Annotated in this window: 2 protein-coding genes (1 of these 2 cut by a window edge); both read right to left on the bottom strand. The window is 64.1% G+C overall.

Annotated elements, in window-relative coordinates:
- On the bottom strand, positions 1–4,775 hold the start of the coding sequence (locus QZR14_RS19125) for a non-ribosomal peptide synthase/polyketide synthase (RefSeq protein ID WP_311997413.1). Its footprint begins 13,069 nt before the window's first position; the window shows 4,775 of its 17,844 coding nt (coding positions 1–4,775); its start codon is at positions 4,773–4,775; its stop codon lies off the left edge, out of view.
- A complete protein-coding gene (locus tag QZR14_RS19120; RefSeq protein WP_311997412.1) occupies positions 4,772–17,788 on the bottom strand; it encodes a non-ribosomal peptide synthetase in 13,017 nt (4,338 codons plus the stop codon). The genes QZR14_RS19125 and QZR14_RS19120 overlap by 4 nt, the downstream gene beginning before the upstream one ends.

Genomic DNA, 17,788 nt, shown 5'->3' with positions numbered 1-17,788 from the left:
TCGTCGGCCAACAACGTCACCTGCTCCAACACCGCTTGATCATTGCTGACCATCGCCTGCAACAGGCGCCGGAAGTAGCCGACGTAACGTTGAATGGTCGACTCATCGAACAAGGCAACGGCGTACTCCAACACACCGCGAATCCCGTCCGGCGCCTCTGCCAGCGTCAGTGACAGGTCGAATTTGGCAAAGTGGCTGGGTTCGGCAACGCTTTGCAGCGTCAGCTCGCCCAGACTCAGGTTGGCACCATGGCCGCTGTCCCAACTGAACATGGCCTGGAACAACGGGCTGTGCGCCATGCTTCGCGCAGGCCGGGTGATTTCCACCACCTGTTCGAACGGCAGATCCTGATGCGCCTGGGCTTGCAGTGTTCGCGCTTTGACCTGCGCCAGCAGCGCTTCGCTGCTCAACGCGCCCGAAGTATCGATACGCAGGGCCAGAGTATTGACGAACATGCCGATCAGGCCTTCGATCTCGGCCCGCGTGCGATTGGCCACCGGCGAACCGATGACCACTTCGGCTTGCCCGGACAAACGACTCAACAGGCTCGCCCAGGCACCGAGCATAAGCATGTACATGGTCACGCCGTGACGCTGGGCCAAGGCCTTGAGCCCGGCGCTCAGGCGTTCGTCGAGCACCACCTCGACGGTGCTGCCGGCGTAATCCTGCTGTGCCGGGCGCACACGGTCAGTCGGCAGCGTCAACAGCGCCGGAGCGCCCGCCAGCGTCTGCTGCCAGTATTCGCTCTGGCGCTGCAACACCTCGCCACTGAGCCAGCGCCGCTGCCACACCGCGTAATCGCTGTATTGCAGGGTCAGCGGCGGCAGTGGATCCGGCTGGCCATGGCTGAACGCCTGATACAACGCCATCAGTTCACGGGTCAGCACGCCCATCGACCAGCCATCGGAGATGATGTGGTGCAGGGTCAACAACAGCACATGATGATCGTCGGCCAGCCGCACCAGGCGTCCGCGAATCAGCGCGTCATCCTGCAAATCGAACGGCCCGGACGCTTCGCCCTGAATCAGCGCCTGCAAGGCTTGCTCGGGTTGCGGATGTTGGCGCAGGTCTTCGACGCGCAGCAACAGGCCGCTGTCGACCGGGGCAATCAGCACCTGTGCCTGATCATTGAACTGGGCGAAACGGCTGCGCAGGGTTTCATGACGGGCAACGATCCGCGCCAGTGCACGCTGAAGCGCAGCGTCGTCGAGGCGGCCACGCAAACGCAGGGCCACGGGAATGTTGTACGCGGTGTTGGCGCCTTCCATTTGCGCCAGAAACCACAGGCGTTGCTGGGCGAACGACAGCGGCAAGGCGCCGTCACGCGGCACCGGCACAATCTCCGGTTGCGTGCAGCGCCCGGCCGCACTCAGTACCGCCGCGACCGCCGCCAGTTCGGCGTTGGCGAACAGTTCAGTCAGTGCCAGTTCGACGCCGAGCCGTTGCCGCACTTGCGAAACCATGCGCATCGCCAGCAGCGAATGGCCGCCGAGTTCGAAAAAGTGATCCTGACGCCCGACCCGCTCGACCTGCAGCACCTCGGCCCAGATCTGCGCCAGCGCGTTTTCCACCTCGCCTTCGGGCGCCGCGTATTCGCGGGTGAACAACGCCGACAGCTCCGGCGCCGGCAAGGCTTTGCGGTCGACCTTGCCATTGGCGGTCAACGGCAACGCGGCGAGTTTGACGAACGCCACCGGCACCATGTACTCCGGCAAGCGGCTCAATAATTGCGCACGCAGCTCGCCGACCGGCAGCGTTTCGACCTGCGCCTGCTCGGTGAAGTACGCCACCAGGCGCGGCTGGCCGGGTTGGTCTTCACGGGCCAGCAGCACGGCTTCCTGAATCCCCGGCAACTGATTGAGGCAGGTTTCGATTTCGCCCAGTTCGATGCGCACGCCACGGATTTTCACCTGATCGTCGTTGCGCCCCAGGTACTCGAGCGTACCGTCTTCGCGCCAGCGTGCGAGGTCACCAGTGCGGTACATGCGCGCGTTCGGCAAACGGCTGAACGGGTCACGCAGAAAGCGCTCGGCAGTCATTTGCGGGCGGTTCAAATAGCCACGGGCGACGCCGGCACCGCCGACGTACAACTCGCCCGCCACGCCCATCGGCACCGGGCTCTGGTGTTCATCGAGCAAGTACACCGTGGCGTTGCTTACCGGTTTACCGATGTGCAACGCGTCGCCGCTGTCGACTCGACCCGATGTTGCGACCACCGTGGCCTCCGTCGGACCATAGTTGTTGATCACGTCGAAATGCTGGTTGCGATTGAACTGGCGCAAGCGGTCGCCGCCGATCAGCAGCGTGCGCAGGGTCGGGTGTTCGAGGTTCTGGCTGAAAGCGTATTCGGCCACCGGCGTCGGCAGAAAACTCACGTCCAGCGGTTGTGCGCACCACCACGCCAGCAGCGCATCGATGTCTTCGTTGCCATCGTGGTTCGGCGCCAGGTGCAAGGTCGCACCTGCGCACAGGGCCGGCCAGACTTCCCAGGCCATCGCGTCGAACCCGAAACCGGCGAGGCTTGAGGTGTGGCGACCGGCACACAGGTCGAAGGCCGTGCAGTGCCAATCGACCAGATTGTTCAGGGTCTGATGCTCGACCATCACGCCTTTGGGCAGGCCGGTGGAGCCGGAGGTGTAGATCACATACGCGAGGTGTGAAGCGGTCAGGCCCGGCACCTGCGGGTCGAAGGTGCAGGTCAGTGTCCAGGTACAACGGTCGAGGTCGATCACCGGTACGTCCAGCGCCGGCAAGCGCGCACGCAGATCGGTTTGGGTGAGGACCAAAACCGGAGTGCTGTCGCTGAGCAGATAGTGCAAGCGCTCGGCAGGGTGCGCCGGATCGACCGGCACGTAAGCGGCGCCGGCCTTGAGAATGGCGACCAGCCCGATCAGCGTATCGAGACCGCGGCGGGCGACGATGGCCACCCGATCATCGGGTTTTACACCGCGCTCGATCAGATGATGCGCCAGGGCATTGGCGTGACGGTTGAGCTCGGCGTAGGTCAATTGCGCATCGGCAAACACTGCCGCCAGCGCTTCCGGCCGCTGCGCAACTTGAGCTTCAAAGCGTTGTTGCAGGGGCTGGGTCGGCGGGAAATTCATGTGCGTAGCGTTGAAGCCGACCAGCACTTGCTCAAGCTCCACGGCCGGCAGAACCGACAGTTGATTGACCGGCGTTTGCGGCGCCTGCTCGAGTGCCAGCAGCAGGTTTTCCAGTGCACAGTGCATGTAGGCGCAGATCCGCTGCGGGTCGATCTGCGTGCTCGCCAGCAACGTCAGACTGAACGCGTCGCCGAGGTCATCGACGCTCAGGGTCAGCGGATAGTTGGTACGTTCCTCGGAGTGCAGGGTGGCAATGCCCTCCCACGCCGCCAGCGTTTCAGCGCTGGCCGTGGTGACGTTGTGGCTGTGGCGATAATTGAGCAGCGTGCTGAACAGCGGCGTCGGCGCGACCACGTTGCTGCAGCGCTGGGCCAGGGCCAGCGGCGCGTATTCATGGCGCATCAGCGTGGTCAGCCGCGCGTGGGTGGCGTTGACGGCGGCGCGCACATCAGCGCTGTCGACATTCACCCGCAACGGCAAGGTGTTGATGAAAATTCCCAGCGCCCGGTCGACCGCCTCGGCGCCTTGCATGCGCCCCATCAGCACCGTGCCGAACACCACGTGTTGCTTGCCGGTCAACGCGGCCAACACCTGCGCCCAACCGAGGTGAAACAGGCTCGCGGCACTGACCCCGAGCTGGCGTGCCTGGGCGCGCAAACGCTGGCCCAACAGCGGTTCGATCGGCTGGCTCAGTTCGCCAATTTCGCTGCCGTCACCCTGCACATCCTGCAAACCGTACGGCAACGTCGGCTCGTCGATGTCGCTGAGCATCTCGCGGAAAAACCCCTCATGCTCGGCTTCGCTGACACCCAGCCGCGCCTGTGCCACATAATTGCGAAACGGCACCGGCCGCCCCAACAACTCGCGCTGCCCGCTGAGGCAGGCGCGCATTTCATGCCGCACCACGTCGAGGGCCGAGTGGTCGAGAGCCATGTGATGGAACAGCAGCGTCGCAATCACCCGTTGCCCGGCGTCATCCCAGGCATGGGCCAGACGCATGAGCGGCGCGCGGCTGACGTCGAGGCGAAAGTGTCGGGCGTCGAACCGCTGGTGCAGGTACGCCAGCACGTCGCTGTCGGCGTCAGGGACGATGACCTCTTCCACTGGCAGCTCGGCGCGGCGCCAGACCACCTGCACCGGGGCATCCAGGCCCTGCCAGTGCACAGAGGTGCGGAGGATGTCATGGCGATCGATCACCGTTTGCAACGCTTGCGCGAACGCCTGAAAGCGTTCGCGGCTGGCAAAGGCGAATTGTGACGGCATCACATACGGATCGCCTTCGCCGCCACTGACGTGGTGATAAAGAATGCCTTCCTGCAACGGCGCCAGCGGGTAGATGTCCTGGACATTCGCCGCGCCGCCAGGCACTTGCGCCACGAGGTGGTCGATGCTGGTCTGATCCAGTTCGACCAGGGTCAGCATCGACGGGTTGATCTGCGTGGCGTCGGCTGCGATGCCGTTGGCTGGCACCTCGACCTGACCGGCCTTGGTCGCCGAGTAGTGCCCGGCCTTGATCAGTTCGATCAGCGCCGGTTTGTGTTCGCGTAGCGCAGCCAGCAGCGCCGGATCGCTCAACGCCTGTTTGTTGCCGTTCACCCGCAGCTGATCATCGGTGACCGCCAGTTGGATGTCTTTAGCCTTCAATGTGGCCAACAGTTCGATCACGTTCACAGGACGATCTCCATTCTTTCCGTAATTGCGGCGTAGCCGGCCAGGGTCGGATGTTCGAACAGCGACCTGACATCAGCTTCCATGCCTTCCTGACGCAACCGGCCGATCAGACTGACCGCCAGCAGCGAGTGACCACCCAACTCAAAGAAATGGTCCTGACGCCCTACCCGCTCGACGTTGAGCAGTTCCGCCCAGAGCCGTGCCAGGGTGATTTCGACTTCGCCGACCGGGGCTTCGTACTCGCGTGTTTTCAGCGATTGCTGATCCGGTGCCGGCAAGGCCTTGCGGTCGAGTTTGCCGTTCGGGCTCAGCGGCAAACGATCGAGATGCACGAACACCGCAGGCACCATGTAATCCGGCAAATGCTCGAGCAGTTGACTGCGCAGCAGGTCGATTTCCAGCCGCTCGCCGGTGTAATACGCGACCAGACGTTTGTCGCCGGGCGCGTCTTCCCGGGCCAGCACCACGGCTTCCTGCACACCCTGGATCTGGGTCAGGCGCGCCTGAATTTCGCCCAATTCGATGCGCAAGCCACGGATCTTCACCTGATCATCGTTACGCCCCAGGTATTCGATATTGCCGTCCGGCCGATAGCGCGCGACGTCACCGGTGCGGTACATGCGCCCGTGCGGATGAAACGGATCCTCGAGGAAGCGTTCGGCCGTCAGTTGCGGCCGGTTCAGATAACCGCGCGCCACCTGCACACCGGCGATGTACAGCTCGCCGATCACGCCTTGCGGCACCGGTTGCTGCTGCGCATCGAGGATGTACATGCGGGTGTTGGCGATCGGTTTGCCGATTGGCGTGTTGTCCGGGGTCTGCTCGATGGAGCCGGCGCAGGCCCACGCGGTTACGTCGACGGCGGCTTCGGTCGGGCCATACAGGTTGTGCAAACCGCTGCCAGGCAGTTGCAGCTTGAAGCGCCGCACCAGACTGCCCGGCAACGCCTCACCGCTGCACATCACCTGCCGCAGGCTGTCGCAGCGTGTGGTGTCGCTGTTGGCGAGGAACACATCGAGCATCGACGGCACAAAGTGCAGCGTAGTGATGTGTTCGCGCTCGATCACTTCGCTCAGGTAGTGCGGATCCTTGTGCCCGCCGGGCTGCGCCATGACCAGGCGCGCGCCGGTCATCAGCGGCCAGAAGAACTCCCACACCGACACGTCGAAACTGAACGGGGTTTTCTGCAGCACCGAATCGGCAGCGCTCAGGCGATAGGCGTCCTGCATCCATAGCAAACGGTTGACCACCCCGATGTGTTCGTTGACCACGCCTTTCGGCTGGCCGGTCGAGCCGGAGGTGTAGATCACGTAGGCGCTGTGTTGTGGCGTCAGCGCCGGGATTTGCGGATTGTCGGCAGACAACGATTGCCAAGTGTCCTGGTCAAGATCGACCACGGGGGCGGCGATGTCCCCCTGCAACGCGCGAGTCGCCCCGTGCACCAGCACCACGGCCGGCGCGCTGTCCTCGAGCATGTAAGCGAGGCGCTCCGACGGATAGGCCGGGTCCAGCGGCACATACGCGGCGCCGGCCTTGTTGATCGCCAGCAGGCCGATGACCATTTCCAGGCTGCGTTCGACGCAGATCGCCACCCGCGCATCCACTTGCACACCGAGACGGATCAAGTGCTGGGCCAAACGGTTGGCGCGCTCGTTCAACTGCGTGTAGCTCAATGCCTGATCACCGGCGACAACGGCCACAGCCTGCGGCGTGCGCTGCACCTGCGCTTCGAACAGGCCGTGCAGCGTTTGCTGCAAGTCGTAATCGACGACAGTGTCGTTGAGGCCGAACAGCAACGTCTGCCGCTCCTCGTCCGCCAACACCGTCAGGCGATTCAATGCTTGCTGAGGTGTTTGCTCCAACGCTTCAACCAGCACGGTCAGCGCGTTGTGCATGTACTGGCCGAGGCGTGCCGCACCAATGCGCGACGGTGTCATCACTGTCAGTTGGAAGCCGCTGCCCAGATCGTCGACGTTGAGGGTCAACGGGTAATTGGTGCGCTCCTCGCCGGCCAGGGATTCGATGCCCTGCCAGGCCTCACGCTTGGTCTTTTGCTGAGCTTCGCTGTCGCTATGACGGTAATTGAGCATTGCGCTGAACAGTGGTGACGGCGCCGCGACACCGCTGCAACGCTGGGCCAATGCCAGCGACGCATGTTCGTGAGCCAACAACGCACTGAGTCGCGCATGGGTCGCCTTGACCCCGGCGCGCACGGTGGTTTCGTCGACATCCACGCGCAATGGCAAGGTGTTGATGAACATGCCCAGACCGCGATCCGCGCCCGCGCCGCCCTGCATGCGACCCAACAGCACCGTACCGAACACCACCCGCTCCTGACCCGACGTTGCCGCCAGCACCTGTGCCCAAGCGAGATGAAACAGGCTGGCGACGCTGACGCCGAGCAACCGCGCCTGACTGCGCAGACGCTGCGCCACCAAGGCCGGCAGTGGCTGGCAGACTTCCTCGATGTCATTGCCGTCGCCGTGCACATCCTGCAGGCCAAACGGCAATGTCGGTTCGTCAATGTCGCCGAGCATCTCGCGAAAGAACACTTCGTGCTCCTGTTCGCTGACGCCAAGACGAGTCTGCGCAACATAATTGCGGTATGGCACCGCTGCCTCCGGCAACTGCTCACCGCCCTGCAAAATCGCCTGCATTTCTTCACTGACCACCGCCATCGCGGTGTGGTCCATGGCGATGTGGTGGAACAACAGCATGGCAACCACGCGTTGATTGGCCGGATCGAGGGCATACACCAGACGCAGCAGTGGCGCCTGATCCAGGTCCAGACGCCAGTGCCGTGCGTCGAAGCGCCCACGCAACTGATCGATGGCCTCACCCTGCGCAGGCTCCAGCGCCACAGCCTGGACCGGCAGCTCGGCACGGCGCCAGACCACCTGCACTGGCGTCGTCAAGCCTTGCCAGACCACGGAAGTGCGCAAGATGTCGTGGCGCGTCATGACCTGACGCAACGCCGCCGCGAACCCTTGCAATCGCTCGAGGCTGTCGAACGCCAGACACGATTGCAGCAGGTACGGATCGCCCTGCGCGGCGCTGAGGTGGTGATACAGAATCCCTTCCTGCAACGGCGCCAACGGATAAATGTCCTGCACGTTGGCCGCACCGCCCGGAACCGTGGCGACGATACGCTCGATGCTGGCCTGATCCAGTTGCACCAGCGGCAGCATGTCCGGGGTGATGTGCGTGCAGTTGACCGCAATCATGTTCTCCGGCACGACGACCTCGCGGCCGCTGCCCACCGCCGCCGCCAGCGCGGCCAGCGTCGGTTGACTGAACAGCACACGCACATCGGTGCTCAGATCGGCCTGACGCATGCGTTCGATCAGTGTCACCGCCAGCAACGAATGCCCGCCCAGTTCGAAGAAATTGTCGTGACGTCCGACCTGTTCGACGTTGAGGACTTCGGACCAGATCTGCGCCAAGGCGACTTCCACCGCGCCTTGCGGTGCAGCATATTCGCGGCTCAGCCACGCTGTTTGATCCGGCTCTGGCAGGGCCTTGCGGTCGAGTTTGCCGTTGGCGGTCAGCGGCAGTGCTGGCAGGCGCACGTAAGCGGCGGGCACCAGCGCTTGCGGCAACTGCGCTTGCAGATGACGGCGCAAATCCTCGATCTCGACGCTCAGACGTTCGGTAAACCACGCCAGCAACTGCCCGTCGCGCACCAGCACCACGCAATCCTGCACGGCCTCGTGAGCGCTCAACGCCGCTTCGATTTCGCCCGGTTCGATACGCACGCCGCGCAGTTTGACCTGATCATCGTTACGCCCCAGGTATTCGATGTTGCCGTCGGCCAGCCAGCGTGCGAGGTCGCCGGTGCGGTACATGCGCGCCAGCGGTGCGTCGCTGAACGGGTCGTCGAGGAAGCGTTCGGCGCTCAGCTCGGGGCGATGCAGATAACCGCGTGCCACACCGGCACCACCGACATACAACTCAGCGGCGACGCCGACCGGCACTGGACGCTGCTGGTCGTCGAGCAGGTAAATCTTCGCGTTGGCCATCGGCCGACCGATATGCAGCACCTGCCCGGCCTCAACCACCCCGGAGGTGGCAACCACCGTGGCTTCGGTTGGGCCGTAGTTATTGATCACCGCGAAGGTCTGTTCACGCGGGAACTGCCGCAGTTTGTCACCACCGATCAACAGCGTGCGCAAGGTCGGGTGGCCGAGGTCGCGACTGAACGCATATTCGGCGACCGGCGTCGGCAGGAAACTCACCTGCAACGGCTGCGCGCACCACCATGCCAGCAATTCATCCAGGTGCTCGTTGCTCACCGTTTGCGGCGGCAGATGCAGGGTCGCGCCGACACACAGCGCCGGCCAGACTTCCCACGCCATCGCATCGAAACCGAAGCCGGCGACACTCGCCGTGTGGCTGCCGGCGTGCAGGTCAAAAGCGCGGTTGTGCCAGTGCACGAGGTTTTCCAGCGTCGCGTGTTCGACCATCACGCCTTTCGGCTGGCCGGTAGAACCCGAGGTGTAGATCACATAGGCCAGATGCGCCGGGGTCAGCGTCGGTACTCGCGGATTGCTGTCCGGCAGCTGCGCCCAGACACTGCTATCGAGATCGATCACCGGCACGGCACCGAGACAATCACGCGTCGAGGCCTCGGCCAGAACCGCCAACGGAGCGCTGTCCGCAAGCAGGTAAGCAATGCGCTCCGCCGGGTGCGCCGGGTCGACCGGCACATAAGCGGCGCCCGACTTGAGGATCGCCAGCAGCGCCACCAGCATCTGCGGACTGCGCCGCACGCACACGGCGATGCGGTCGTCAGGCTGCACGCCAAGGCTGAGCAGATGGTGGGCCAGACGGTTGGCGCGTTGATTGAGCTGGCCGTAGGTCAACGATTGCCCGCCCTGCACCACGGCCAGCGCATCCGCGCGTTGCGCCGCTTGAGTCTCGACCAGCGCATGAAGGGTTGCGCCACGGGGAAACGCGACAGCACTCCGGTTGAAATCCACCAGCAGTCGCGTCTGCTCCGGCAGCGACAGAATCGGCAGCTGATTGAGTGGCGTCCGGGGCTGCTGCTCCAGCGCTTGCACCAGATGTTCCAGTGCGGTGTGCATGTAGCTGCAGATCCGCTGTGCACCGATCTCGGCGAGCGCCAGCACGTCCAGGGCAAAACCGTCGCCCAGATCATCCACCGACAGGGTCAGCGGATAATTGCTGCGCTCCTCGCCGCCGAGCATGCGCACGCCTTGCCAGATCCCCTGGCCGTCGCGCGGCTGCTGTTCAGCAGCGCTGTGCCGGTAATTGAGCAAGGCGCTGAACAGCGGCGCGGAACCCGACATGCCGCTGCAGCGTTGAGCCAGCGCCAGCGACGCGTGTTCATGAGCGAGCAGAGCCGTCAGCCGTGCGTGAGTGGTTTTCACCCCGGCGCGCACGCTTTCAGCGAGATCGACCCGCAGCGGCAGGGTATTGATAAACACCCCCAACGTGCGGTCGGCACCCTCGCCACCCTGCATGCGCCCCATCAACACGGTGCCGAAGACCACGTCGCGACGCCCGGAGACCACGCCCAGCACCTGCGCCCAGGCCATGTGCATCAGGCTCGCCGGGCTGACGCCCAACTGCCGCGCCTGTTCGCGCAGACGTAGATTGAGCGCGGCATCGAGCGGTTGCAGCGCTTCTTCGATGCCGCGCCCATCGCCCTGAACATCTTGCAGACCGAAGGGCAAGGTCGGCTCGTCGATATCGCCGAGCATGTCGCGGAAGAACGCTTCATGTTCCTGCTCATCGGCGCCCAGGCGGGCCTGCGCCACGTAATTGCGATACGGCATCGGCGGCGTCAGCGTGTCGAGTTGATCGAACATCAACGCGTGCATTTCCCGGCCAATCACGTCCATGGCGGTGTGGTCGAGAATCGAGTGATGGAACAGCACGATGGCGACCACTTGCTGGTGCGACGGATCCTCGGCGTAGACCATGCGGATCAGCGGCGCAGCGCTCAGGTCGAGGCGGTAATGCCGTGCGTCGAAACGCGCGTGCAACTGCTCAAGCATGTTGCCGTCCTGCGGATCCGGCAGCACTTGCTGCACAACCATCTGCGCCACGCGCCAGACCACCTGATGCGGGCTGGGCAAACCTTCCCAGACCACACTGGTGCGCAGAATGTCGTGACGGGCGATGACCTGCTGCAAGTGCTCGGCGAAAGTCTGTAACCGTTCAAGACTGTCGAAGGCCAGACGCGATTGCAGCAGGTACGGATCGCCCTGTTCGGCACTGAGGTGGTGATAAAGAATGCCTTCCTGCAACGGTGCCAGCGGATAGATATCCTGCACATTCGCGGCGCCGCCCGGCACCGTGGCAACGATACGATCGATACTGGTTTGATCCAGCGTGGTCAGGGTCAGCATGTCCGGGGTGATGTGCGTGCAATCGGCCGCAATCAGATTGGCCGGCACTGCGATTTCCCGGCCACTGCCCAAGGCTCGCGCCAGTGCGGCCAGACTCGGCTGGTTGAACAGCACGCGCACATCGGCGCTCAGACCGGCCTGACGCATGCGCTCGATCAGGCTCACCGCCAACAGCGAATGGCCGCCGAGTTCGAAGAAATTGTCGTGACGGCCGATCTGCTCGATGTTGAGGACGTCGGCCCAGATCTGCGCCAACGCTGTTTCGACCGGACCTTGTGGCGCTTCATATTCACGGCTGAGCCACGCATCCTGATCCGGTTCGGGCAAGGCCTTGCGGTCGAGTTTGCCGTGGGCGGTCAGCGGCAAGCTGTCCAGGCGCACGTAAGCCGCAGGCACCAAAGTATCCGGCAGTCGCGCTTGCAGATGCTGGTGCAAATCGCCGATCTCGACGGATTCGATGGTGGTAAACCAGGCGACCAGACGTCCATCACGCACCAACACCACGCATTCGCGCACCGCGTCGTGAGCGCTCAGCGCTGCTTCGATTTCGCCGAGTTCAATGCGCACGCCGCGCAGTTTCACCTGATCGTCGTTGCGGCCCAGGTATGCGATATTGCCGTCCGCGAGCCAACGCGCGAGGTCGCCAGTGCGGTACATCCGTGCGTGGGGCTCGTCGCTGAACGGGTCGTCGAGAAAGTGCGCAGCGGTCAGTTCCGGGCGATTCAGATAACCGCGCGCAACCCCGGCGCCGCCGACATACAACTCGCCTTGCACGCCAGTCGGCACAGGTTGTTGCTGACGGTCGAGCAGATAAATCCGGGCATTGGCGATCGGCCGGCCGATGTGCAGAACTTGCCCAGTCTCGACGCGCCCGGACGTCGCCACCACCGTGGCTTCGGTCGGGCCGTAGTTATTGATCACGTCAAACGCCTGATCACGCGGCAACTGGCGCAACTTGTCGCCACCGATCAGCAATGTGCGCAGGGTCGGATGACCCAGTTCACGGCTGAAGGCGTATTCCGCCACCGGGGTCGGCAGGAAACTCACCTGCAACGGCTGCCCACGCCACCACTCGAGCAGTTCATCGAGATGTTCATTGCCGATCGCGGGCGGTGGCAGATGCACGGTCGCGCCGACGCACAGCGCCGGCCAGACTTCCCAGGCCATGGCATCGAAACCGCAACCGGCGACGCTGGCGGTGTGGCTGCCGGCCTGCAGATCGAAAGCTTCGGCATGCCAGTGCACGAGGTTTTCCAGGGTGCGGTGCTCGACCATCACGCCTTTCGGTTGCCCGGTGGAACCGGAGGTGTAAATCACGTAGGCCAGATTCGCCGGGGTCAACCTCGACAACACTGGGTTGGTGTCAGGTAAGTGCTGCCAGTCGCTGGCGTCCAGATCGATCACCGGCACAACGCCAAGCAGCTCGCGCGTCGACGCTTGCGCGAGCACGGCGATCGGTTCGCTGTCGTGCAACAGGTAGGCGATGCGCTCTGCCGGGTAATCCGGATCGATCGGCACGTAACCGGCACCGGCCTTGAGAATCGCCAGCAGCGCAACGAGCATGTCCGGGCCACGACGCAGGCACAGCGCAACACGGTCGTCGACCTGCACGCCGAGGCCGAGCAAGTGATGGGCCAGGCGATTGGCGCGCTGATTCAGTTCGCCATAGCTGAGCGGTTGCTCGCCCTGCACCACCGCCAGCGCCTCGGGCTGCGCGGCCACTTGCGCTTCGAACAGGCGCGGCACGGTCTGCGCCGGCGGGTATTCACGACCGCTGATGTTGAAGCCGACCAGCACTCGCTGCCGCTCGCTCGGCGAGACAATCGACAGCTGCTGCAACGGCGCCGTCGGCGTGTACTCCAGTGCCGTGACCAGACTGTGCAACGCGGTTTGCAAGAAATCGCAGACCCGCGCGCCATCCACCTGTGGCACGGCTTGCACACTCAAGCGGAAACCTTCGCCGAGGTCGTCAACGCTGACCACCAACGGATAATTGCTGCGCTCGCGGGAGCTGAGAATCTGCACGCCGTCCCACGCTACAGCGGCCGACTCCGGCGCACTGTGGCGATAATTGAGCAAGGTGCTGAACAGCGCCTGCGCACCACCGACACCACTGCAACGCTGGGCCAGTGCCAGCGAGGCTTGCTCGTGGCCGAGCAACTGCGCCAGCCGCGCATGGGTGCCCCGCACGCCGCTCTCTACCGAATCCGCCCCGACACTGACGCGCAGCGGCAAGGTGTTGATGAACATGCCCAGCGCCCGGTCTGCGCCCTCTCCGCCCTGCATTCGGCCAAGCAGCACTGTGCCGAACACCACGTCCTGCTGGCCGGACACCTGCGCCAGCACCTGAGCCCAGGCCTGATGCACCAGACTGGCGACGCTGACACCGAGCCGCCGCGCCTGCTCACGCAGACGTTGACCGAGGCCGGCATCCAGTTCGCAATGACTGTCGAGAATGTCGCTGCCGTCGCCGTGCACGTCCTGCAGACCGAAGGCCACGGTCGGCTCGTCGATATCGCCAAGCATCTCGCGGAAGAACGCCTCATGGGCCTGATCATCAACGCCGAGTCGCGCCTGCGCGACAAAATGGCGGTACTGCACCGGCGGCGGCAGATCGCTGCTACGGTCGAGCATGACGTCATTCATTTCCGCGACCAGCACGTCCAGTGCGGTGTGGTCGAGGACGATATGGTGCATCAGGAGAATGCCGATCCAGCGGTTGTGCGGCTGATCTTCGGTGTAGACAAAGCGCATCAGCGGCGCGCGATTGAGGCCCAGGCGATAGTGGCGCGGATCGAAACGCGCCTGCATCTGTTCCAGCACATCGCCATCGAGTTCGTCGGCATCGACACGTTCCAGCGCCAGCGGCGCCTCGCGCCAGACCACTTGCACCGCTTCTTCCAACCCTTCCCAGACGATGCCGGTGCGCAGGATGTCATGACGTTTGATCACACCGTTCAAGGCTCGAACGAAGGTTTTGATCTGTGCCAGACCGTCGAAGGCGAATTGCGCTTGCAACACATACGGATCACCGTCAGCGGTGGCCAGATGGTGATAGAGAATCCCCGCCTGCAACGGCGCCAGGCCGTAGATGTCCTGCACGTTGGCGATGCCGCCCGGCACGCTGGCAACAACGCGGTCGATTGCGGCTTGATCGAGACGGGCCAGCGGCAGCATGGCCGGAGTGATGCGCGTGCAACCCGGCTCGATCAGGTTGTCTGGAACGACGATGCCGCGTTCGCTGCTCAGGGTCGCCGCCAGCGCTGCCACGCTCGGCTGACCGAACAGCACGCGCACATCACAGTGCAGATCCTGTTGGCGCATGCGTTCGATCAGCTTCACCGCCAGCAGCGAATGACCGCCGAGTTCGAAGAAATTGTCGTGGCGACCGACCTGCTCGACACCCAGCAACGTCTGCCAGAGACCGGCGATCAGATTTTCCACGGCACCGACCGGCGCTTCGAAACCGCGCCGGGCAAACGCTTCGCTGTCCGGCGCCGGCAAGGCTTTGCGGTCGAGTTTGCCGTTGGCGGTCAGCGGGAAAGTCTCGAGACGCACGAAGGCGCTCGGCACCATGTACTCAGCCAGCGAAACCAGCAGTTGATCGCGCAACTGCGCCACATCCGGCGCGGCGCCTTCGTCGGCCAGCCAGTAGGCGACCAGCCGCTGATCACCGGGGCTGTCCTCACGGGCGATGACCACGGCTTCACGCACGCCTGCGCAACCAGACAAGCGCGCTTCGATCTCGCCCAGCTCAATGCGGAAACCGCGAATCTTCACTTGGTCGTCGTTGCGTCCCAGGTATTCGAGGCTGCCATCGGCGGCCCAGCGCGCAAGGTCACCGGTTTTATACAAACGCGCCTGGGCGTTTTCGCTGAACGGATCATTGATAAAACGCTCGGCAGTCAGTGCTTCGCGATTCAGATAACCGCGCGCCACACCCGCGCCACCGACGTACAACTCGCCAATCACACCGACGGGAACCGGTTCACGCTGCGCATCGAGGACATACAGCTGCAGGTCGGGAATGCGCACGCCAATCGGGCTGACGCCGAGCAACTGCGCGTCGGCGGCTTGCAGCGGTCGATAGGTCACGTGCACGGTGGTTTCGGTGATGCCGTACATGTTCACCAGCCGCGTTCCGGCATTGCCGACCCGCGCATACCAAGGCTTGAGCAAGCCCGGCTCCAGCGCTTCGCCGCCGAAGATCACTTCCCGCAACGAGTGTTGAAGCTGACTGCGGCCCTGAGCGGCGATCAGTTGGCGGAACGCGCTCGGCGTCTGGTTGAGCACAGTCACGCCGGTCTGGCAAAGCAATGCATAGCAGTCGTCCGGCGAGCGGCTGACGGCTTGCGGGATCAGCAGCAATTGTCCGCCGAACGCCAGCGCGGCCCAGATTTCCCAGACCGAAAAGTCGAAGGCGAAGGAATGGAACAGCACCCCGATGTCTTGCTGGTTGAACTGGAACCAATCGTGGGTGGAGGAGAACAGCCGTGCCACGTTGCGGTGTTCGACCATCACGCCTTTGGGCAGACCGGTGGAGCCGGAGGTGTAGATCACGTACGCCAGATGCGCCGGGCTCAGCTCGGGGATCTGCGGATTGCTATCGAGTTCGGCCTTGAGGTGAGCGCTGTCGAGATCGATCTGCGTCACATTCAGATGGGTCACGCGATCACGCGTCGCCGCCTGCATCAGCAGCGCTGCCGGGGCGCTGTCCTGCAAGGTGAAGCTGATTCTGTCGAGCGGATAGGTCGGATCGATCGGCACGTAACCGGCACCTGCCTTGAGTACACCGAGCAGGCCGATGAGCATTTGCGGGCCACGCTCGACGCAGATCGCCACGCGGTCGTCAGGGCGAATGTTCAGGGCCAGCAAATGGTGGGCGACCTGATTGGCGCGGCGGTTGAGTTCGCCGTAACTGAGGGTTTGCCCGTCGAATATCAGCGCTGTGGCGTCAGGCCTCACTTGGGCATGGGCTTCGAATTGCTGGTGGATCAGCGGGGTTTCCGGGAACTGTGCCAGCGGCGAATTGACGCCGTATAGCAGGTGTTCACGTTCGCTCGCCGGGAGGACGCGCAGCGTTTGCAGCGGCACATCGGCGCCGGTTTGCAGGGCCGCGAGCAGACTCTCCAGCGCCGTGTTCAGGTACGCGGCCATGCGCTCGGCCCCCAGCGCTGCATCCGCCAGCGCGGTGATGCGCAAATCGGCGCCGAGGTCATCGATGTTGATGGTCAGCGGATAGTTGGTGCGCTCGCGGGCACCCAGCACCTGCACGCCGGGGGCAATGTCGACCACTTCCGCCACTTCCTCAACGCTGCTGTGTCGGTAGTTGAGAATCGCGCTGAACAGTGGCGTCGGCACCGCAACGGCGCTGCAGCGTTGCGCCAGGGCCAGCGAGGCCTGCTCGTGCGCCAGCAACGCAGTCAGGCGTTGATGGGTCGCGCGCACGCCGGCGCGCACGCTGTGCTCGCCGACATCAACGCGCAGCGGCAAGGTGTTGATGAACATGCCCAACGCTTGCTCGCCGCCCTCGCCCGCGTCCATCCGCCCCAGCAGCACAGTGCCGAACACCACCGCCGTGCGCCCGGACAATTGCCCGAGCACCCGCGCCAGGGCCAGATGCGTCAGGCTCGCCACGCTGACGCCGAGCTGCCGCGCCTGCTCACGCAACTGCAGGCTCAGGTGGCTGTCGAGCAGCAACGCGGCTTCTTCGATGGCGTGGCCTTCGCCCTGCACATCCTGCAAGCCACACGGCAGCGTCGGCTCGTCGATGTCGGCGAGCATGTCGCGGAAAAACGCTTCATGTGCCTGCTCATTGCCGGCATTGCGTGCCCTGGCCAAGTGATCGCGATACGGCACGGCCGCAGGCACTTGCGCGGCCTGCCCGAGCAGGCAGGCTTGAACTTCCCGGCGCAGCACATCCAGTGCGACGTGATCCATGATCATGTGATGAAACAGCAACAGCGCGACCACGCGGCCCTGCGCCGGATCCTGCGCATACACCAGGCGCAGCAACGGTGCCTGCTGCATATCGAGACGGAAGTGCTGCGGGTCGTGGCGTGCGAGCAGTTGCGTGAGCACGTCGGCGCCCCTGTCGACGGGGACTTCCTCACACACCAGCGGCGCCTCGCGCCAGACCACTTGCAGCGCTTCGTCGAGGTATTCCCAGACAAACGAAGTACGCAGGATGTCGTGACGTTTTACCACCCAGCGCAGCGCGTCGGCGAAGGCGTCCAGCCGTTCCTGACTGTCGAAGACGAAACGCGCCTGCGAAATATAAGGATCGCCGGCAACAGCCGAGAGGTGGTGATAGAGCATGCCCTCCTGCAACGCGGACAGCGGATAGATGTCCTGCACGTTGGCGGCGCCACCGGGCACCGTGGCGACGATGCGGTCAAGGGTGTCCTGACTCAGCTTCACCAGCGGCAGCATGTCCGGGGTGATGCGAAAGGCCGGGCTCAGCCAGTCACCGCCGTGTTGGGCGACCAGCTCCAGCAGTTGCGCCTTGTGCGCCGCGAGGCTGTCCCACAACGCGTCATCCAGCGCGTCGTCGCCGCCCAGAATGACCAGGTCTTCATCTTCCTGTTGAAGGCGGATCGCATGGGTGGAAATGGCAGCCATCAGTTCGCTGAAATGCAT

The organism is Pseudomonas sp. rhizo66 (assembly GCF_031931925.1).
GTDB lineage: Bacteria > Pseudomonadota > Gammaproteobacteria > Pseudomonadales > Pseudomonadaceae > Aquipseudomonas.
This window is presented reverse-complemented; position numbering and strand designations above follow the sequence as displayed.

Coding starts and splice junctions, on each gene's coding strand:
- QZR14_RS19120 (WP_311997412.1), bottom strand. CDS start 17,788: ATGCATTTCAGCGAACTGATGGCTGCCATTTCCACCCATGCGATCCGC.